Annotated in this window: 19 protein-coding genes; 15 read left to right on the forward strand and 4 right to left on the reverse strand. The window is 61.0% G+C overall.

Translation table 11 applies throughout. The features are described from left to right. Positions 1–11: 11 nt before the first annotated feature. Positions 12–1,499, forward strand: coding sequence for a hypothetical protein (locus LOY67_RS20350; RefSeq protein ID WP_265064160.1), 1,488 nt, complete (start codon positions 12–14; stop codon positions 1,497–1,499). A 93-nt stretch (positions 1,500–1,592) separates the two neighbouring features. On the opposite strand, the gene uraH is transcribed toward LOY67_RS20350, so the two are convergent. Continuing rightward, positions 1,593–1,946 (reverse strand): hydroxyisourate hydrolase, encoded by a 354-nt coding sequence (gene uraH, locus LOY67_RS20355; RefSeq protein WP_265064161.1) that lies wholly within the window; start codon positions 1,944–1,946, stop codon positions 1,593–1,595. Positions 1,947–2,359: 413 nt separating this feature from the next. Between uraH and puuE the strand changes: the two genes are divergently transcribed. From puuE to LOY67_RS20385, 6 genes are all read left to right on the forward strand, one after another. Further along, positions 2,360–3,286 (forward strand): allantoinase PuuE, encoded by a 927-nt coding sequence (gene puuE / locus LOY67_RS20360; RefSeq protein ID WP_265064162.1) that lies wholly within the window; start codon positions 2,360–2,362, stop codon positions 3,284–3,286. Beyond that, a complete protein-coding gene (gene uraD, locus LOY67_RS20365; RefSeq protein WP_265064163.1) occupies positions 3,283–3,798 on the forward strand; it encodes a 2-oxo-4-hydroxy-4-carboxy-5-ureidoimidazoline decarboxylase in 516 nt (171 codons plus the stop codon). Before puuE ends, uraD begins: the two co-directional genes overlap by 4 nt. A gap of 64 nt (positions 3,799–3,862) precedes the next feature. Further along, complete coding sequence (gene alc, locus LOY67_RS20370; RefSeq protein ID WP_041021561.1) at positions 3,863–4,858, forward strand: allantoicase; 996 nt, start codon at positions 3,863–3,865, stop codon at positions 4,856–4,858. 137 nt (positions 4,859–4,995) lie between these two features. Next, on the forward strand, positions 4,996–5,499 hold the full coding sequence (locus LOY67_RS20375) for an ureidoglycolate lyase (RefSeq protein ID WP_265064164.1): 504 nt from the start codon (positions 4,996–4,998) through the stop codon (positions 5,497–5,499). A gap of 52 nt (positions 5,500–5,551) precedes the next feature. Next, positions 5,552–6,853 carry a urate hydroxylase PuuD gene (locus LOY67_RS20380; RefSeq protein ID WP_265064165.1) on the forward strand — a complete coding sequence of 434 codons (1,302 nt, stop codon included), beginning with the start codon at positions 5,552–5,554 and terminating at the stop codon, positions 6,851–6,853. 261 nt (positions 6,854–7,114) lie between these two features. Then, complete coding sequence (locus LOY67_RS20385) at positions 7,115–7,900, forward strand: outer membrane protein OmpK (RefSeq protein ID WP_265064166.1); 786 nt, start codon at positions 7,115–7,117, stop codon at positions 7,898–7,900. A 196-nt stretch (positions 7,901–8,096) separates the two neighbouring features. On the opposite strand, the gene LOY67_RS20390 is transcribed toward LOY67_RS20385, so the two are convergent. Further along, positions 8,097–9,257 carry a patatin-like phospholipase family protein gene (locus LOY67_RS20390; RefSeq protein ID WP_265064167.1) on the reverse strand — a complete coding sequence of 387 codons (1,161 nt, stop codon included), beginning with the start codon at positions 9,255–9,257 and terminating at the stop codon, positions 8,097–8,099. A gap of 36 nt (positions 9,258–9,293) precedes the next feature. Continuing rightward, entirely contained in the window at positions 9,294–10,226 is a 933-nt protein-coding gene (locus tag LOY67_RS20395) for a lipid A biosynthesis lauroyl acyltransferase (protein WP_265064168.1), read from the reverse strand. A gap of 118 nt (positions 10,227–10,344) precedes the next feature. Here LOY67_RS20395 and minC point away from each other — a divergent pair, with 118 nt between their 5' ends. The 6 genes from minC to LOY67_RS20425 all read left to right on the forward strand — a co-directional run bounded on the left by minC (position 10,345) and on the right by LOY67_RS20425 (position 15,007). Next, positions 10,345–11,088: a septum site-determining protein MinC gene (minC, locus tag LOY67_RS20400; RefSeq protein WP_265064169.1), complete on the forward strand. Its 744-nt coding sequence runs from the start codon at positions 10,345–10,347 to the stop codon at positions 11,086–11,088. Positions 11,089–11,289: 201 nt separating this feature from the next. After that, positions 11,290–12,102, forward strand: a complete 813-nt coding sequence (gene minD, locus LOY67_RS20405) for a septum site-determining protein MinD (RefSeq protein ID WP_024779631.1) — start codon at positions 11,290–11,292, stop codon at positions 12,100–12,102. Then, positions 12,102–12,356 (forward strand): cell division topological specificity factor MinE, encoded by a 255-nt coding sequence (gene minE / locus LOY67_RS20410; protein ID WP_007960071.1) that lies wholly within the window; start codon positions 12,102–12,104, stop codon positions 12,354–12,356. Before minD ends, minE begins: the two co-directional genes overlap by 1 nt. A gap of 179 nt (positions 12,357–12,535) precedes the next feature. After that, positions 12,536–13,171 (forward strand): RluA family pseudouridine synthase, encoded by a 636-nt coding sequence (locus tag LOY67_RS20415; RefSeq protein WP_003204542.1) that lies wholly within the window; start codon positions 12,536–12,538, stop codon positions 13,169–13,171. 214 nt (positions 13,172–13,385) lie between these two features. Further along, positions 13,386–14,675, forward strand: coding sequence for a M18 family aminopeptidase (locus tag LOY67_RS20420; RefSeq protein WP_265064170.1), 1,290 nt, complete (start codon positions 13,386–13,388; stop codon positions 14,673–14,675). 149 nt (positions 14,676–14,824) lie between these two features. After that, on the forward strand, positions 14,825–15,007 hold the full coding sequence (locus LOY67_RS20425) for a hypothetical protein (RefSeq protein ID WP_265064171.1): 183 nt from the start codon (positions 14,825–14,827) through the stop codon (positions 15,005–15,007). On the opposite strand, the gene LOY67_RS20430 is transcribed toward LOY67_RS20425, so the two are convergent. Continuing rightward, positions 14,999–15,727, reverse strand: coding sequence for a UTRA domain-containing protein (locus tag LOY67_RS20430; protein WP_265064172.1), 729 nt, complete (start codon positions 15,725–15,727; stop codon positions 14,999–15,001). The two genes, LOY67_RS20425 and LOY67_RS20430, sit on opposite strands and share 9 nt — an antisense overlap. 361 nt (positions 15,728–16,088) lie before the next feature. Between LOY67_RS20430 and LOY67_RS20435 the strand changes: the two genes are divergently transcribed. Continuing rightward, the gene (locus LOY67_RS20435; RefSeq protein ID WP_265064173.1) at positions 16,089–17,156 is read left to right on the forward strand and encodes an ABC transporter substrate-binding protein; all 1,068 of its coding nucleotides are present in this window, start codon (positions 16,089–16,091) and stop codon (positions 17,154–17,156) included. Positions 17,157–17,339: 183 nt separating this feature from the next. Then, positions 17,340–18,146: an alkaline phosphatase family protein gene (locus LOY67_RS20440; protein ID WP_265064174.1), complete on the forward strand. Its 807-nt coding sequence runs from the start codon at positions 17,340–17,342 to the stop codon at positions 18,144–18,146.

Below are 18,146 nucleotides of genomic sequence, written 5' to 3' on the forward strand. Positions count from 1 at the left end.
CCAGAAGTCCCGTGAGAACCGAAGGAACCGGTCAGGCATCCGTCTCGCCAGCGGGGTACCCGATTGAAGCCCCTGAATCCCAATCCACGAGCTTCCAGGTAGCCGAAATCACCCAGCAGGCCCCCACCAGCGATGTGCCTCTCCTGGTGTCGCTGGACAATTACTACCTGTCACCCGAGCTGATCCCCATGCTGTCGGAGCCGGACGCAACCACTGGCATCCGGACGTTCAGGACACGAACCTATGTTGAACTGACAGAAGGCGGGACGGTGCTGCTGGGGCGCGATGCCGAACAAAACTACAGGGCCCGGTCAAGCGCTGAACTGATCGCCTCCGGACCACGCCTGGAACAAGTGGAAGGCAGCCTGCTGTGGCGGCGAATGCCACATGCCGTCTTGACAGACGGTGGTGATTCCACGCTCACGATTACCCTCTACAGGGTTGCGGATGATGAGCCGTCCGAAGCGCCTGCGCCCAAGCGCCAGCGCACGACAGCCCCCCATAGCGAAACCATCCAGGAAAACACCCCGGCATTCATGAAGAACTGGGGGGTCGAGCCAAGATTCACCGTACCCGAATTCATCACCATGGGCGGCGTTCACTATAAGGCGGTGACACGCATCGACGCGCGCGAATTCCCGATCACCTACATCCAGCACCCCACCCACCCCGCCTATGATTTCGACGTGCTGGAGGCCATCCTCAGGCACACGCCTGACGAACAGCCCCGCAGCGCAATCCGCATCCCGCCGGACAATCACTGGGAGATCGACGCCAGGCTGCCCTTCGAGAAACCACTGACGGCTTACGTCAGGGACGTTTTTCCAGAGGTCACGACCGTCACCCTGGAAAACATCGCAAGAAAGCAATTCGAACTGGCCAACAGCTCGCCTTTCGCCGACGCCGCAGGTTTGACTGCCCTCAGGCAGATTTTCAGCAGTTGGAAAAACGCAACCTCTTCGCCGCATCCGCACTGGAGCGATCCGCTATTGATGCTCCCGGTTCTGCCGACCGCTTCAGGCTCCAGGGGGGCCTCACGCGCGATAGACCTGCCCATCCAGTCCTCGACGGGCAGTCTGGACCGACTGGACTTTGATCCCCTGCGGTTCCCGCGCGAGTGGAATTTCTTCCTCACCACGTATTCGCCGATGGACCTCAAGCGCTTCATGGCCGGTCTCCTGACCCGCAATGGCTATACGGTCATGGAGCCCAATACCTTCAACAGCTTTCCGGCATTGGTGTTTCGACGAACAGGGCATGATTATCTGTTTTTCATGAGCCTGCACCGCACCAGGATTCCGAAACTTTCCCTGCCCGCGCACATGAACCCCAATACCACCGGCATCAACCTCGAAACCCAGATTGGTGATGCTGCCGCGCAAGCGGTCAGGGACGCCCACAAAGCCGACAAAATCATCTGGCTCAAGGGGGGTTCCCAGATACGGCCAAATTTCGCAGACACCGTCTTCATCATCCGGGATGACAATGCCCGGCTGTAAACAGGCAGCAAAAAAAAGCCCGCAGTGTGAGCGGGCGAAAACCAGAGAAGCGCTATGCGCAGTCGCTTCCAGGACAAGACAGCCGTTTGGGGCTCAGCTGCCTCGATAGGTTGAATAGGCGTAGGGCGAAATCAGCAGGGGCACGTGATAGTGCTCCTGCTCGGCCGAAATGCCGAAACGCAGCACCACCACGTCGAGGAAGGCCGTATCGGGCAGTTGGACGCCCCGGGCGCGGTAGTAATCGCCGGCATGGAATTGCAACTGATAGACCCCCGAACGGTAGTCCTCCCCTTGCAACAGCGGTGCATCGCAACGGCCGTCGCTGTTAGTCAGCGCGCTGGCGACGAGGTGCAGTTGCGGGCCTTCCACACGGTACAGCTCGACCTTGATCGAACTGCCCGGGCAGCCATGTGCAGCATCCAAAACGTGAGTAGTCAAACGTCCCATTGATTGTGCGCGCCTCGCTGCTGGGCAGTCCGGCCCGACGCCTCCTGAATCAGTTGAAAGACAGGCCGCACCGTTGCAGGGCATGAAACGGTGCGGCAATGTGAGAATTAAGACACTTTAAACTGAAATTGTACACAATAAAAAGCGCACAACTGCCCCACCCTTCGCTTGGTCGTCCTTGAGCCCTGGGTTCGGGCCAGACCAGAGGATACACGCCTCCTCCAATGATTAATTGACCAAACCGGCAGATTTCTTGCAGTGTAGGTCACCCAGGGGGTGCGGTAAAAAATGCGAAAATTCAGGCTTACAAATCGCGCATAAAGTTGTATACAATCACTCCATCGTCGTGACGCCAGCTTTTGCTTCATCGCCCGGGCGCCACCTACATGGTACGAACAAGAAGGAAGACTGCAGTGAGCGCTGACTATCCACGCGACCTGATCGGTTACGGCAGTAACCCTCCCCATCCCCACTGGCCGGGCAATGCCCGCATCGCCCTGTCCTTCGTGCTCAATTATGAAGAAGGCGGCGAGCGCAACATCCTGCATGGCGACAAGGAGTCCGAAGCGTTCCTTTCGGAAATGGTCGCGGCGCAGCCGCTGCAGGGCGAGCGGAACATGAGCATGGAGTCACTGTACGAGTATGGCAGCCGCGCCGGGGTCTGGCGGATCCTCAAGCTGTTCAAGGCATTCGACATCCCGCTGACCATCTTCGCCGTGGCCATGGCTGCCCAGCGCCATCCGGACATGATCCGCGCCATGGTCGCCGCCGGTCACGAAATCTGCAGCCACGGCTATCGCTGGATCGACTACCAATACATGGATGAAGCCCAGGAACGCGAGCACATGCTCGAAGCGATCCGCATCCTCACCGAAATCACCGGCGAACGCCCGCTGGGCTGGTACACCGGCCGCACCGGCCCCAACACCCGTCGCCTGGTGATGGAGGAAGGCGGTTTCCTCTATGACAGCGACACCTACGACGACGACCTGCCCTACTGGGAACCGAACACCCCCAACGGCAAGCCGCATCTGGTGATCCCGTACACCCTCGATACCAACGACATGCGCTTCACTCAGGTACAGGGGTTCAACAACGGCGACGATTTCTTCCAGTACCTCAAGGACGCCTTCGACGTGTTGTATGCCGAAGGCGCCGAGGCGCCAAAGATGCTCTCCATCGGCTTGCATTGCCGCCTGATCGGCCGTCCGGCCCGCCTCGCCTCCCTCAAGCGTTTCCTCGAATACGCCAAGGGTCATGAACAGGTGTGGTTCAGTCGTCGCGTCGACATTGCCCGCCACTGGCAGCAGATCCATCCGCACCCTGGAGCCTTGAAATGACCGCGTTCCAGACCCTCAAGCCCTCGACCTTGAGCCGCGAGGCGTTCGTCGACGCCTTCGCCGACATCTACGAACACTCGCCATGGGTCGCCGAGAAAGCCTTCGACCTGGGCCAGGACCCGTCGATCGACCAGATCGAAACCCTGCACCAGCGCATGAGCGACATCCTGTTGAGCGCCGATCACGCCAGTCAACTGGCGCTGATCAATGCTCACCCGGACCTGGCAGGCAAAGCCGCTGTCCAGGGCCAACTGACCGAAGCCAGCACGAACGAACAGGCCGGCGCCGGTATTCACCAATGCACGGCCGAAGAGTTCCAGCGCTTCACCGAGCTGAACGACGCCTACAAGGCCAAGTTCGCGTTTCCCTTCATCATGGCGGTAAAAGGCAGCAACCGGCACCAGATCCTCGCAGCGTTCGAAACCCGCATCCATAACCCGGTGGACACCGAGTTCAAGTGCGCGCTGGCGGAGATCAACAAGATCGCGTTGTTCCGACTACTGACCCTTTAGCGAGCAGCCTGATACAAGGCCAGCAAGCATCCCCAGCCAACTCATTTAAAGGCAGACAAGAAGAATGAAAGCTTACGCCGTACCTTTCGAGAAGTTCGTCAACCTGGCCGACGCCCGCCTCGGCACCAAAATCATCTCCGTCACCGATGACTGGTTCGCCGATGCCAACCGCCTGTTCCAGCCGACGCCGGCCGTGTGGAAGGAAGGCGTGTTTGACGACAATGGCAAATGGATGGACGGCTGGGAATCGCGTCGCAAGCGCTTCGAAGGCTACGACAGCGCGGTGATCCGCCTGGGCGTACCCGGTTCGATCAAAGGCGTGGACATCGACACCTCATTCTTCACCGGCAACTACCCACCGTCGGCGTCCCTGGAAGCCTGTTTCCTGGCCGAAGGCGAACCGGACGACAACACCCAATGGACCGAAGTGCTGTCGGCCGTCGAGCTGCAAGGCAACAGCCACCATTACCACGAAATCAGTAACGACCAGGCCTTCAGCCACCTGCGCTTCAATATCTACCCCGATGGCGGCGTGGCCCGCTTGCGCGTCTATGGCATTCCGTACCGCGACTGGTCGGCCGTCGGCGACAACGAACAGATCGACCTGGCCGCCGCCCTCAACGGTGGTCGTGCCTTGGCCTGCTCCGACGAGCACTTCGGCCGCATGAGCAACATCCTCAACCCGGGCCGTGGCGTCAACATGGGCGACGGCTGGGAAACCGCCCGCCGCCGCACCCCTGGCAACGACTGGGTCATCGTCGCCCTGGGCCATGCCGGCGAGGTGGAGAAAGTCATCGTCGACACCCTGCACTTCAAGGGCAACTACCCCGACAGCTGCTCGATCCAGGGTGCGTTCGTCAAAGGTGGCACCGACAGCCAGATCGAAACCCAATCGCTGTTCTGGCGCGAGCTGCTGCCAAGCCAGAAACTGGAAATGCACGCCGAACACACCTTCGCCGAGCAGATCAAGGCCCTGGGCCCGATCACCCACATCCGCCTGAATGTGTTTCCGGATGGGGGTGTGAGTCGCCTGCGGGTATTGGGCAAGGTCGCGAAGTGACACGATGATCGTTCCCACGCTCTGCGTGGGAATGCATACCGTGACGCTCTGCGTCACAAAGCGGACGCAGAGCGTCCGGTGAGGCGTTGCCACGCAGAGCGTGGGAACGATCAAATCAAGAGATTAAGAAGACCAGTATGCGCACACTCAAGATCGAACCCTTGACCAAAGAAGCCTTCGCCCCATTCGGTGACGTGATCGAAACCGATGGCAGCGATCACTTCATGATCAACAACGGTTCGACCATGCGCTTCCATCGCCTGGCGACGGTTGAAACCGCCACGCCTGACGACAAGGCGATCATCAGCATCTTCCGCGCCGACGCGCTGGACATGCCGTTGACCGTGCGTATGCTGGAGCGCCATCCGCTGGGCAGCCAGGCTTTCATTCCGCTGCTCGGCAACCCCTTTCTGATCGTGGTCGCGCCACTTGGCGATGCACCTGTATCAGGCTTGGCCCGCGCCTTCGTCACCAACGGCAGGCAGGGCATCAATTACCATCGCGGCGTCTGGCACCACCCGGTGCTGACGATCGAAAAGCGGGATGACTTCCTGGTGGTTGATCGCAGTGGCACAGGCAATAACTGCGATGAGCATTTCTTCATAGAGGATGAGTATCTGATCCTCGATCCCCACCAATAAGAGAAGCGTCCGATCATGCGAATACAAGCATGACGGGCGAGAGGTAACGACTGTGGAAGCACATTTGCTGGAATGGCTGAACCTGAGCATCCGCTGGGTTCACATGATCACTGGCGTGGCCTGGATCGGCGCGTCGTTCTATTTCGTCTGGCTGGAAAACAACCTCAATCGCGTCAACCCCAGGAGCGGCCTGGCCGGTGACCTGTGGGCCATCCACGGTGGTGGTATCTACCACTTGGAAAAATACAAACTCGCACCGCCGTCCATGCCCGACAACCTGCACTGGTTCAAATGGGAAGCCTACTTCACCTGGATGTCCGGCATCGCATTGCTGTGCGTGGTGTTCTATTGGAACCCAACGATCTACCTGCTGGCGCCCGGCAGCAGCCTGAGCGGCCTGGAAGGCGTCGCCCTGGGCATCGGCTCGTTGTTCGTCGGCTGGTTCGTCTACTCCTTTCTCTGCGACTCGGCCCTGGGCAAGCGCCCTGCCCTGCTCGGCGTGATCCTGTTCATGCTGCTGATCGCGGCGGCCTACGGCTTCAGCAAGGTGTTCAGCGGTCGTGGCGCCTACCTGCATGTCGGAGCGGTCATCGGCACGATCATGGTTGGCAACGTGTTCCGCATCATCATGCCGGCACAGCGTGCGCTGGTCGCCGCCATCGCTGAGCACCGCACCCCCGATCCGGCCTTGCCGGCCAAGGGCTTGCTGCGCTCGCGGCACAACAACTACTTCACCCTGCCGGTGCTGTTCATCATGATCAGCAATCACTTCCCGAGCACCTACGGCAGTCAGTACAACTGGCTGATCCTCGCCGGGATCGCGGTCGCGGCGGTACTGGTGCGGCACTACTTCAACACCCGTCACGACAGCAACAAATTTGCCTGGACGCTGCCGGTCGGCGCCCTGGCGATGATCTGCCTGGCGTATGTCACCGGGCCCAAACCCGCACCGACCGCACCGGATGTGGCCAAGGCACCAGCCGCCATCGAGTACCAACCGCTGCCGGAAACCGCCGTGGGCGGTGGCGCCAAGCCGCAAACCGCGCCGGCACAACCTGCCGCAGCACCGGCCCAGGCCGCCAATGCCCAGGGCCCTTCGTTCCAGAAGGTGCACAGCGTGATCCAGGAACGCTGCTCGGTCTGCCATTCGGCCACGCCCACCAGTCCGTTGTTCAGCGCGGCGCCGGCGGGGGTGATGTTCGACACGCCGCAGCAGATCCAGCAACAGGCCGCACGCATCCAGGCCCAGGCCGTGACCACCCAGATCATGCCCCTGGGCAACATCACCCAGATGACCCAGCAGGAACGGGAGCTGATCGGCGCATGGATCAGCCAGGGCGCGCGAACCAACTGAGTGCCCCTACCCGGCCTGTTTAAACCCGTTACACACACTCCCCGCTGACAGGCGACCGGTCGCCTGTCAGCCACTCCCTGTATCTCGACAAACATTGTTCCAGACAGTTGAACGAGCCTTTCGGGAATCTTTCCCCAGGCTCGGCCACCGGTATTTGCCACAAGCAAAAACCTGACCGAACGGATGTTTTATCCAGAAAAAAAGGCGCCACACCAGAGCGCTGACAAAAAAAGCGGTACCACTTACCTTGGGAGCAACCGAATGAAACGCACATGCACCAGCCTGATACTCGCAGGATCCTTGCTGGCCGGCAGCCAGGCCATGGCCGACGATCTGCTCCAATGGCAGAACAACAGCCTGACCTACCTCTACGGCAAGGATTTCCAGGTCAACCCGCGCATCCAGCAGACGGTGACCTTCGAACACGCCGATGCCTGGAAATACGGCGATAACTTCTTCTTCCTCGACCGGATTTTCTACAACGGCAAGGAGGACGGCCAGTCAGGCCCGAACACCTACTATGGCGAGTTCAGCCCGCGCCTGTCGTTCGGCAAGATTTTCGACCAGAAGCTGGAAGTGGGTCCGATCAAGGACGTGCTGCTGGCCATGACTTATGAGTTTGGCGAAGGCGACAACGAGTCCTACCTGATCGGCCCGGGCTTCGACCTGGCGATCCCCGGCTTCGATTACTTCCAGCTGAATTTCTACAACCGCCATACCGAAGGCCCACGCGCCGGCGACAACGTCTGGCAGATCACCCCGGTGTGGGCATACACGATTCCCGTGGGCTCGTCCGACATCCTGATCGACGGTTTCATCGACTGGGTGGTGGACAACGACAGCAATGCCAAAGGCACCTCCCACGCCAACCTGCACATCAACCCGCAGATCAAATATGACCTGGGCAAGGCCCTCAACCTGGGTGCCAAGCAGTTGTATGTGGGTGTGGAATATGACTACTGGAAGAACAAGTACGGGATTGAAGACAGCGATGGGTTCAAGACCAACCAGAGCAACACCAGCTTTTTGCTGAAGTATCACTTCTGAAGCAACAACACACCCTCCTGTGGGAGCTAGCCTGCTCGCGATGGCGGTGGGTCAGTCGAGATTGATGTTGAATGATGGGCCGCTATCGCGAGCAGGCTCGCTCCCACAGGGGGGCTGTGTTGGTTTCGGATTCAGCGTTCGCCACAAATCCCTTGTGGGAGCGAGCCTGCTCGCGATGGCGGTGGATCAGCTGGCATCACCCTTGAGCCAACCCCAGAAACCGGCTCAGCTCAACGCGTTGGGCCAGCGCATCCTGGCGACCCAGCTCGATCAGTTCGTTGCAATAGCCCGCCTCGAACAGCAGATAGCTCAACACACTGGCGCCGCTGGTCTTGGTCGCTCCGGGCCCACGCAGGAATACCCGTAGCGCACGGGGCAGTTCCTGGCGATGGCGGGCAGCGATTTCATCGATAGGCTGGCTCGGCGAAATCACCAGCACCTCCACCGGCGCCGCGCCCAGGGTATGGGCCGGCACGTCATCGGGTAGCAGATGACTGAACCCGTTCAGGCGCTGAAGCAATTCGATATCGCTTTCCAGGCTGTCAATGAAGGTGCTGTTGAGCATGTGCCCGCCGATCTGCGCCAGGGTCGGTTGCAGGCCGGTGTAGCTGCGCTCCGCAAGCTGCGCCGCACCCGGTCCACGGGGGTTGCCGCTGACACCGATGACCAGCACCCGGTTCGCGCCCAGGTGCAACGCTGGGCTGATAGGCGCCGACTGACGCACCGCGCCGTCACCGAAATATTGCGGGCCGATCTTGACCGGAGCGAACAACAGCGGAATGGCCGAACTGGCCAGTAGATGCTCGACCGTCAACGAGGTCGGCACACCGATACGACGGTGCCGCAACCAGGAGCCGATGGTGCCGCGACCCTGGTAGAACGTCACGGCCTGACCGGACTCATACCCGAACGCAGTCACCGCCACCGCGCGCAATTGATGTTCTGCAATGGCCTGCTCGATACCCGAGGCGTGGAACTGTGCCTGGAGCAGTTCACGCAACGGCGAACTGTCGATCAGCGCCACCGGCAACTTGGCACCCAGGCCCAGCAGACTGTGGCTGATGAAACGCATCGCCTGGGCCATCACCCCCCGCCAGTCGCTGCGCATGACATGATGGCTGTGCACCGCCTGCCAGAACGCGGTCAACCGCTCGATGGCCGTCTTGAAATGCATCGCCCCGCTCGCCAGGCTGACCGCGTTGATCGCCCCGGCCGAAGTGCCGACGATCACCGGAAACGGGTTCTGCGCCTCGTCCGGCAACAACTCGGCGATTGCCGCCAACACCCCCACCTGATACGCCGCCCGAGCCCCGCCGCCGGAAAGAATCAAACCTGTCACCGGTTCAGCTGGGATCATCGCGACACTCCGTGCTCATCAATAGGAACTGCTGGCTCAACCACGCTTGCCGTACAGCTTCGGCGCACCCGGTGGACGACTCTTGAAACGCCGGTGGGCCCAGAGGTATTGCTCGGGACAATCGCTCACCGACTGCTCCACCCACTGATTGATGCGGATGCAATCGGCCTCCTCGGTCTCCCCCGGAAAATCTTCCAGCGGCGCCTGGATCACCAGGCGATAGCCGCTGCCATCGGCCAGGCGCTCCTGGACGAACGGTACCACCAGCGCCTTGCCGAGCCGGGCGAACTTGCTGGTGGCCGTCACCGTGGCCGCCTGGATGCCGAACAATGGCACGAACACACTTTGCTTGGCGCCGTAATCCTGATCCGGCGCGTACCAGATCGCCCGGCCGGCCCGCAGCAACTTGAGCATGCCACGCACATCTTCACGCTCCACCGCCAGGGAGTCGAGGTTGTGCCGTTCGCGGCCCCGGCGCTGGATGTAGTCGAACAGCGGATTCTTGTGCTCGCGGTACATGCCGTCAATGGTGTGCTGCTGGCCGAGCAAGGCCGCGCCGATTTCCAGGGTGGTGAAATGCAATGCCATCAGGATCACGCCCTTGCCCTCGCGCTGGGCCTGCTTGAGATGCTCCAGGCCTTCGACATGGGCCAGCTTCGCCAGGCGCGAACGCGACCACCACCAGCTCATCGCCATTTCGAAGAAAGCGATACCGGTGGACGCAAAATTTTCCTTGAGCAGACGCTTGCGTTCAGCCGCGGACTTTTCCGGGAAACACAGCTCCAGGTTGCGTTTGGCGATGCGCCGTCGGTCGCCGGCCACCCGATACATCAGCGCCCCCAGGGCACGACCGACCCGCAGCAGCAACGGGTAAGGCAACTGAACAATCAGCCACAACAGCCCAAGGCCGCACCATAGCAGCCAGAAACGCGGGTGAAAAAAAGCACTTCGAAAACGCGGGCGATCCATTACAGCTTCCATAAAGACATGGGCCGCGCATTCTACATCGTTCGACCCGGCTTGCGGCTCGCGGACGATCTCGTTATAAGTCTCGGCACTTTTAGTGACAAGCCGTTGTACGCCGACCATGAGCCAAACCGAACCGCTAGACCAAGATCCCGTGTTCCAGCTGAAGGGCAGCATGCTCGCCATTACGGTGCTGGAGCTGGCCCGCAACGACCTGGAGGGCCTTGACCGGCAGCTCGCGGCCAAAGTCGCCCAGGCGCCGAATTTCTTCAGCAATGCCCCGTTGGTACTGGCCCTGGACAAGCTGCCGGCCGACGAAGGTTCGGTGGATCTGCCGGGCCTGATGCGCGTCTGCCGCCAGCACGGCCTGCGCACCCTGGCAATCCGCGCCAGCCGCATCGAAGACATCGCCGCCGCCATCGCCGTGGACATTCCGGTGCTGCCGCCGTCCGGCGCCCGTGAGCGCCTGCTGGAGCCAGCCCCGGCCCCGGCCGAAGCGGCAAAAAAACCGGAAAAACCGCCGGAGCCCGAGATCAAGCCGACCCGGGTCATTACCTCGCCCGTGCGCGGCGGACAGCAGATCTATGCTCAGGGTGGCGATCTGGTCGTGGTGTCCTCGGTCAGCCCGGGGGCGGAACTTCTGGCCGATGGCAACATCCATGTATACGGTCCGATGCGCGGTCGCGCGCTGGCTGGCGTCAAGGGCGACACCAAAGCCAGGATCTTCTGTCAGCAATTGAGCGCTGAACTGCTCTCCATCGCCGGGCAGTACAAGGTTTCCGAAGATTTACGCCGTGACCCGCTGTGGGGGGCCGGCGTCCAGGTCAGCCTGTCGGGCGACGTGTTGAACATCATTCGGCTTTAACGGATACTGCCGCATTTTCCAAGCATCTCTAAAACGTAGCGAAAACGGCTAAAACGACGTAGGAAAAAGGATCAGGCAGCGTTTACCGGAGGTAAACCCGGCCCAGCACCCTATTCCAGCCAAGCCTGTCCAATTGCAGCAGTTTTCAAGAGATGTTTTTCAGGGACTGACAACGTCCTTTTTCCTTAGGGGTGAAACACCTTGGCCAAGATTCTCGTGGTTACATCCGGCAAGGGTGGTGTGGGTAAGACCACCACCAGCGCCGCTATCGGTACCGGTCTCGCGTTGCGCGGCCACAAGACTGTCATCGTCGACTTCGACGTCGGCCTGCGTAACCTCGACCTGATCATGGGTTGCGAGCGTCGCGTGGTCTATGACTTCGTCAACGTCGTCAATGGCGAAGCAAACCTGCAACAGGCCCTGATCAAGGACAAGCGCCTTGAGAACCTCTACGTGCTGGCCGCCAGCCAGACCCGCGACAAAGACGCGCTGACCCAGGAAGGCGTGGAAAAGGTCCTGATGGAGCTCAAGGAACAGTTCGAATTCGTGGTCTGCGACTCCCCGGCCGGTATCGAGAAAGGTGCCCACCTGGCGATGTACTTCGCTGACGAAGCGATCGTCGTGACCAACCCGGAAGTGTCCTCGGTACGTGACTCCGACCGCATGCTGGGCCTGCTGGCGAGCAAATCCCGTCGCGCCGAAAAGGGCGAGGAGCCGATCAAGGAACACCTGCTGATCACCCGCTACCACCCGGAGCGCGTGGAAAAGGGCGAAATGCTCGGTGTCGAAGACGTCAAGGAAATCCTCGCGGTGCGCCTGCTCGGCGTGATCCCGGAATCCCAGGCGGTGCTCAAGGCTTCCAACCAGGGCGTCCCGGTGATCCTCGACGACCAGAGCGACGCCGGCCAGGCCTACAGCGATACTGTCGACCGCTTGCTGGGCAAAGACCTGGAACACCGGTTCCTCAACGTCGAGAAGAAGGGATTCTTCGAGCGCCTGTTTGGAGGTAGGTAATGAACCTTTTTGACTTCTTTCGTGCCAACAAAAAGCCCAGTACCGCCTCGGTCGCGAAAGAGCGTCTACAGATCATCGTGGCGCACGAACGCGGCCAACGCAGCACCCCGGACTACCTGCCCTCCTTGCAGAAGGAGCTGGTCGAAGTGATCCGCAAGTACGTCAACATCGGCAACGATGACGTGCATGTCGCACTGGAAAGCCAGGGTAGCTGCTCGATTCTGGAACTCAATATCACCCTGCCGGATCGCTGATCGATCCAGCGGGAGCCACGGCGGCTCGGACCTGGCCCTGTGTGGGAGCGAGCCTGCTCGCGATGACGGTGGACCCTTCAGCTTCAATGCAAGCTGAACCACCGCAATCGCGAGCAGGCTCGCTCCCACGAGGAGATGGATCCGAGCCGCCGTTGGCGTTTGTACCGAGACTGTTTTCAATGCCCCTTTCCAACATCCGCATCATTCATCAGGACGCCGCCGTCCTGGTGGTCGACAAGCCGACCCTGCTGCTGTCGGTGCCCGGCCGGGCCGACGACAACAAGGACTGCCTGATCACCCGCTTGCAGGAAAACGGCTATCCGGAAGCGCGAATCGTGCACCGACTGGACTGGGAAACCTCTGGCATCATCCTGCTGGCCCGGGATCCGGACACCCATCGTGAACTGTCCCGACAGTTTCATGACCGGGAAACCGAAAAGGCCTACACAGCGTTGTGCTGGGGCCAACCGGAGCTGGACAGCGGCAGCATCGATTTGCCTTTGCGCTACGACCCGCCGACCAAGCCTCGTCACGTGGTCGACCATGAGCACGGCAAGCACGCCCTGACCTTCTGGCGCGTGCTGGAACGTTGCGGCGACTGGTGTCGGGTCGAACTGACTCCCATCACCGGGCGCTCGCACCAGTTGCGCGTGCACATGCTGTCCATCGGTCACCCGCTGCTGGGCGACGGGCTCTACGCCCACCCGCAAGCCCTCGCCGCCTGGCCCCGCCTGTGCCTGCATGCCAGCATGCTCAGCTTCACCCACCCGCAAAGTGGCGAGCGTTTGCGCTTCGAGTGTCCGGCGCCGTTCTGAAAGTGTGGCAAGGGATTTATCTGTGGCGAGGGGATTTATCCCCGCTGGGGCGCGAAGCGTCCCTTTGGAGGGCTGCTACGCAGCCCAGCGGGGATAAATCCCCTCGCCACAGGTAGCTTCCTCTCCCCTCAGCTCCTGCCAACAGTGCCATTTTCAACTGATCACCCGCGCTGCCAATACGGTAAACTCCGCCCATTGCTGTCTGGAGCTATTTATGCGCGCAGAGTTGAACCAGGGCCTGATCGACTTCCTCAAGGCCTCCCCCACCCCGTTCCATGCCACCGCCAGCCTTGCCCAACGCCTGGAGGCGGCGGGTTATCAGCGCCTCGACGAACGCGAAACCTGGGCCACCGAGGCCAACGGTCGCTATTACGTCACGCGTAACGACTCTTCGATCATTGCTTTCAAGCTGGGCCGCAACTCGCCGCTGCACGACGGCATCCGCCTGGTCGGCGCCCATACCGACAGCCCTTGCCTGCGGGTCAAGCCCCAGCCTGAGCTGCAACGTCACGGGTTCTGGCAACTGGGGGTGGAAGTGTACGGCGGCGCGCTGCTGGCCCCTTGGTTCGACCGCGACCTGTCCCTGGCCGGCCGCGTCACCTTCCGCCGTGATGGCAAGGTCGAAAGCCAACTGATCGATTTCAAGGCGCCCATCGCCACGATCCCGAACCTGGCTATCCACCTCAATCGCGAAGCCAACCAGGGTTGGGCCATCAACCCGCAGAACGAACTGCCGCCGATCCTCGCCCAGTTCGCCGGCGACGAGCGCGTCGACTTCCGCGCCGTACTCACCGACCAGTTGGCCCGCGAACACGGCCTGAACGCCGATGTGGTGCTCGATTACGAGTTGAGTTTCTACGACACCCAAAGCGCCGCGATCATCGGTTTGCATGGCGATTTCATTGCCGGCGCGCGCCTGGACAACCTGCTGTCGTGCTATGCCGGCCTGCAAGCCTTGCTCAACGCCGACTCGGAAGAAACCTGTGTGCTGGTGTGCAACGATCACGAGGAAGTCGGCTCCTGCTCGGCCTGTGGCGCCGACGGCCCGATGCTGGAACAGACCCTGCGTCGCCTGCTGCCCGAAGGGGAAGAGTTCGTACGCACCATTCAGAAATCCCTGCTGGTTTCTGCGGACAACGCCCACGGCGTACACCCCAACTACGCCGACAAACATGACGCCAACCACGGCCCCAAACTCAACGCCGGGCCGGTCATCAAGGTCAACACCAACCAACGCTACGCCACCAACAGCGAAACCGCCGGGTTCTTCCGCCACCTGTGCATGGCCGAAGAAGTGCCGGTGCAGAGCTTCGTGGTGCGCAGCGACATGGGCTGCGGCTCGACCATCGGCCCGATCACTGCCAGCCAGTTGGGCGTACGCACCGTGGACATCGGCCTGCCGACGTTCGCCATGCATTCGATCCGCGAACTGTGCGGCAGCCATGACCTGGCGCATCTGGTGAAGGTGCTGAGTGCGTTCTATGCATGCAGGGAGTTGCCGTAATTACGCCGCAACCTGTAGGAGCTGCCGCAGGCTGAGATCTTTTGATTTTGATCTTTTTATAGAGATTCAAGTGTCTGGGGGAAGATCGCAGCCTCGCTTCGCTCGACAGCTCCTACACTGACCTTATCCCCCCTGACAAGGTCGTTGCCATGATTCCCGCGTCCATCTTCAATACCATGCTGGTGCCCATCCTCGCCGGCATGGTCCTGCTGGCCATCGGTTTCAATTTTCGCGACAAGAATGTCGGGGTCTTCGCCATGTGGATCGGCATGCTGCTGATCCTCGCCACGGTCCTGTTCAGGATCATGGCCAAGCTCAACGAGTCACTCTGATTCCGCCTCCAGCACATCCACCCCGACATGAATCGCATCGTGTCGCCAGAACTCCAGGTCGCAGTCGATCAGCCGTTGATGCTGGTCATAATTGACCCGCGCAATCCGCAACCCCGGGCTACCCACCGAAACCTTCAGCGCCGCCGCGGCTTCCGGCTGTAAAGACGTGGGCACGATTTCGAATTTCACCCGGCCGTAGTGCAGGTCGTAATGACGGGCGTACAACTCGGTCATGGACTGGTTGAGGTCGAACTCGAGAATGTCGGGAAAGTACTGCGGGTTGAGGTAATGCTCAACATACAGCACCAGCCGCTCATCGATACGCCGCGCGCGACAGATCTGGATCACACTCGACAAGGCCGGCAATTGCAGCCAGGCACACACCGCCGCCGACGCCGGTTGCAGACGGGCCGAGATCACCTGGGTAGAAGGTACCCGCCCCTGAGCCGTCACCATGGCGTGGAAATGGCTGCGCTGCATCAGGTTATAGGCCAGGCGTGGCGGCGAGACGAACCAACCCCGGCGCTCCTCGCGATAGATCTGCCCCTGGGCTTCGAGCTGCAACAACGCCTCGCGCACGGTAATGCGCGTGGTCCCGAACAACTCACTGAGCTTGCGCTCGGCCGGCAACTTGCTGCCGGGAGCCAGCAACCCGTGGTCAAGCTGCTCTTGCAGGACCTGCCCGATAGTTGTCACCGCTTTGGTTGTCTCAATGCGCATCAACGTTACCTATCTGGACTAGACCAGCACTGTTTCGGGGCGGGATCGGTGAATGCATCGAGCCACTTTCATTCCTGCAAGCCTAGGCACTGCTCATGACTGGCAGATGACAGAACCGCCGAACGGTCGACCCGCAGACCTGCAAATTCGCGGCCAAGTCCTTGCATATCAGCCGGTTAACCATGGTCTACGCTTAGCTATCAGCCACTGCCCGCGAACCGAATCGGTGTAGGTGCATCCAGCGCCGACATCAAAATGTCACAGGGCTCGCCTACATTGGCTCAGGTATTGCTGACCTAGACCAACATAACCGCCAACACCACCGCAATCGCAGCGTTGAAAACGCCCATAGGAGCTTCGGATGAAACAGCTTTTCCTGGCATCACTGTTAGGCTCGACCATCGCCATGTGCACCGCCGCCATGGCCGCTGATACCGATCTGAAAACGTTGGAAGCCGCTGCGAAAGCGGAAGGCGCCGTCAACAGCGTCGGCATGCCCGATGACTGGGCGAACTGGAAAGGTACCTGGGAAGACCTGGCCAAGGCCTACGGGTTGAAACACGTCGACACCGACATGAGCTCGGCCCAGGAAATCGCCAAGTTCGCCGCCGAGAAAGACAACGCCAGCGCTGACATCGGCGACGTCGGCGCCGCGTTCGGCCCGATTGCGGTCAAGCAGGGCGTGGTTCAACCGTACAAGCCAAGCACCTGGGACCAGGTTCCGGACTGGGCCAAGGACAAGGACGGCAACTGGGCCCTGGCCTACACCGGCACCATCGCGTTCATCGTCAACAAGAAGCTGCTGCACGGTTCCGAAGCGCCCACCAAATGGGCTGATCTCAAAACCGGCAAATACAAGGTTTCCATCGGTGACGTGAGCACCGCCGCCCAGGCTGCCAACGGCGTGCTGGCGGCAGCCCTGGCCAACGGTGGCAACGAGAAGAACCTGCAACCGGCCCTGTTGATGTTCGCCGAGATCGCCAAGCAAGGACGCCTGTCCATGGCCAACCCGACCATCGCCACCATGGAAAAGGGTGAAGTCGAAGTCGGCGTGGTCTGGGACTTCAACGGCCTGAGCTACAAGGCCAAGATGGCCAACCCGGATGATTACGTGGTGCTGATCCCGTCCGACGGCTCGGTCATCTCCGGCTACACCACCATCATCAACAAATACGCCAAGCACCCGAACGCCGCCAAGCTGACCCGCGAGTACATCTTCAGCGACGCCGGCCAGATCAACCTGGCGAAAGGCAATGCCCGGCCGATCCGCGCCGAGCACCTGAAGCTGCCGGAAGAAGTCCAGGCCAAGCTGCTGCCGAACGAGCAGTACAAGCACGTGACGCCGATCAAGGACGCCGATGCGTGGGAGAAGACTTCCAAGGCGCTGCCACAGAAGTGGCAGGAAGAAGTGATCATCAATATGCAGTAAGGCGGTAGTTAGCCCGCTCGGATATCCAACGAAGATCCCTTGTGGGAGCGAGCCTGCTCGCGATAGCGGTCTACTTTTCAACATAGAAGTCGACTGACACTGCGCAATCGCGAGCAGGCTCGCTCCCACAGGGGGCTGCGGTGAGTCCGAGCTTTCTGGTTCCCATCCGGAGTCCCGGTCCCCATGAAGCACAACGTCATCCTGGTAGTGCTCGACGGCCTCAACTACGAAGTCGCCCGGCATGCCATGGGGCATTTGCAGGCTTACGTCAGCGCAGGACGCGCGGCTCTCTACAAACTGGAATGTGAACTGCCGGCCCTGTCCCGCCCGCTCTATGAATGCATCCTCACCGGCGTCGTGCCCATCGACAGCGGCATCGTGCACAACAACGTCTCTCGCCTGTCGACCCAACGCAGCGTCTTCCACTACGCCACCGAAGCCGGCTTGAGCACCGCGGCCGCGGCTTATCATTGGGTCAGCGAGCTCTACAACGCCTCGCCGTTCGTGGCGGGTCGTGACCGGCATACCGACAACCCCGACCTGCCGATCCAGTACGGGCATTTCTACTGGAATGACCACTACCCCGATTCCCACCTGTTCGCCGACGCCGAACACTTGCGCCAGCGCTACAACCCGAATTTCCTGCTGGTGCACCCGATGAACATCGACGATGCCGGCCACAAGCACGGCCTCGACACCCCGCAATACCGCAACAGCGCCCGCTCGGCCGACATCAACCTGGCGGCCTATCTGCAAGCCTGGCTCGACGGCGGTTACCAGGTGCTGGTGACCGCCGATCACGGCATGAACAACGACCGCTCTCACAACGGCCTGTTGGCCGAGGAACGGGAGGTGCCGCTGTTCGTGCTTGGGGACGGCTTCAGCCTCGACCCCGCCGCCGCGCCCCGGCAGACCGAGCTGTGCGGCACCCTTTGCCAGTTGCTCGGCGTTGCTCACGACAAACCCTATTGCCAGGAGTTGCTCAAGTGA

Origin of the sequence: Pseudomonas sp. B21-056 (assembly GCF_026016325.1) — a bacterium.
Taxonomy (GTDB): Bacteria; Pseudomonadota; Gammaproteobacteria; order Pseudomonadales; family Pseudomonadaceae; genus Aquipseudomonas.

What these genes read in the sequence shown, in the direction of transcription:
- uraH (WP_265064161.1), bottom strand. Translation starts at nt 1,946, where the DNA reads ATGGGACGTTTGACTACTCACGTTTTGGATGCTGCACATGGCTGCCCG.
- uraD (WP_265064163.1), top strand. Translation starts at nt 3,283, where the DNA reads ATGACCGCGTTCCAGACCCTCAAGCCCTCGACCTTGAGCCGCGAGGCG.
- alc (WP_041021561.1), top strand. Translation starts at nt 3,863, where the DNA reads ATGAAAGCTTACGCCGTACCTTTCGAGAAGTTCGTCAACCTGGCCGAC.
- LOY67_RS20375 (WP_265064164.1), top strand. Translation starts at nt 4,996, where the DNA reads ATGCGCACACTCAAGATCGAACCCTTGACCAAAGAAGCCTTCGCCCCA.
- LOY67_RS20385 (WP_265064166.1), top strand. Translation starts at nt 7,115, where the DNA reads ATGAAACGCACATGCACCAGCCTGATACTCGCAGGATCCTTGCTGGCC.
- LOY67_RS20390 (WP_265064167.1), bottom strand. Translation starts at nt 9,257, where the DNA reads ATGATCCCAGCTGAACCGGTGACAGGTTTGATTCTTTCCGGCGGCGGG.
- LOY67_RS20395 (WP_265064168.1), bottom strand. Translation starts at nt 10,226, where the DNA reads ATGGATCGCCCGCGTTTTCGAAGTGCTTTTTTTCACCCGCGTTTCTGG.
- minC (WP_265064169.1), top strand. Translation starts at nt 10,345, where the DNA reads ATGAGCCAAACCGAACCGCTAGACCAAGATCCCGTGTTCCAGCTGAAG.
- minE (WP_007960071.1), top strand. Translation starts at nt 12,102, where the DNA reads ATGAACCTTTTTGACTTCTTTCGTGCCAACAAAAAGCCCAGTACCGCC.
- LOY67_RS20415 (WP_003204542.1), top strand. Translation starts at nt 12,536, where the DNA reads ATGCCCCTTTCCAACATCCGCATCATTCATCAGGACGCCGCCGTCCTG.
- LOY67_RS20420 (WP_265064170.1), top strand. Translation starts at nt 13,386, where the DNA reads ATGCGCGCAGAGTTGAACCAGGGCCTGATCGACTTCCTCAAGGCCTCC.
- LOY67_RS20425 (WP_265064171.1), top strand. Translation starts at nt 14,825, where the DNA reads ATGATTCCCGCGTCCATCTTCAATACCATGCTGGTGCCCATCCTCGCC.
- LOY67_RS20430 (WP_265064172.1), bottom strand. Translation starts at nt 15,727, where the DNA reads ATGCGCATTGAGACAACCAAAGCGGTGACAACTATCGGGCAGGTCCTG.
- LOY67_RS20435 (WP_265064173.1), top strand. Translation starts at nt 16,089, where the DNA reads ATGAAACAGCTTTTCCTGGCATCACTGTTAGGCTCGACCATCGCCATG.
- LOY67_RS20440 (WP_265064174.1), top strand. Translation starts at nt 17,340, where the DNA reads ATGAAGCACAACGTCATCCTGGTAGTGCTCGACGGCCTCAACTACGAA.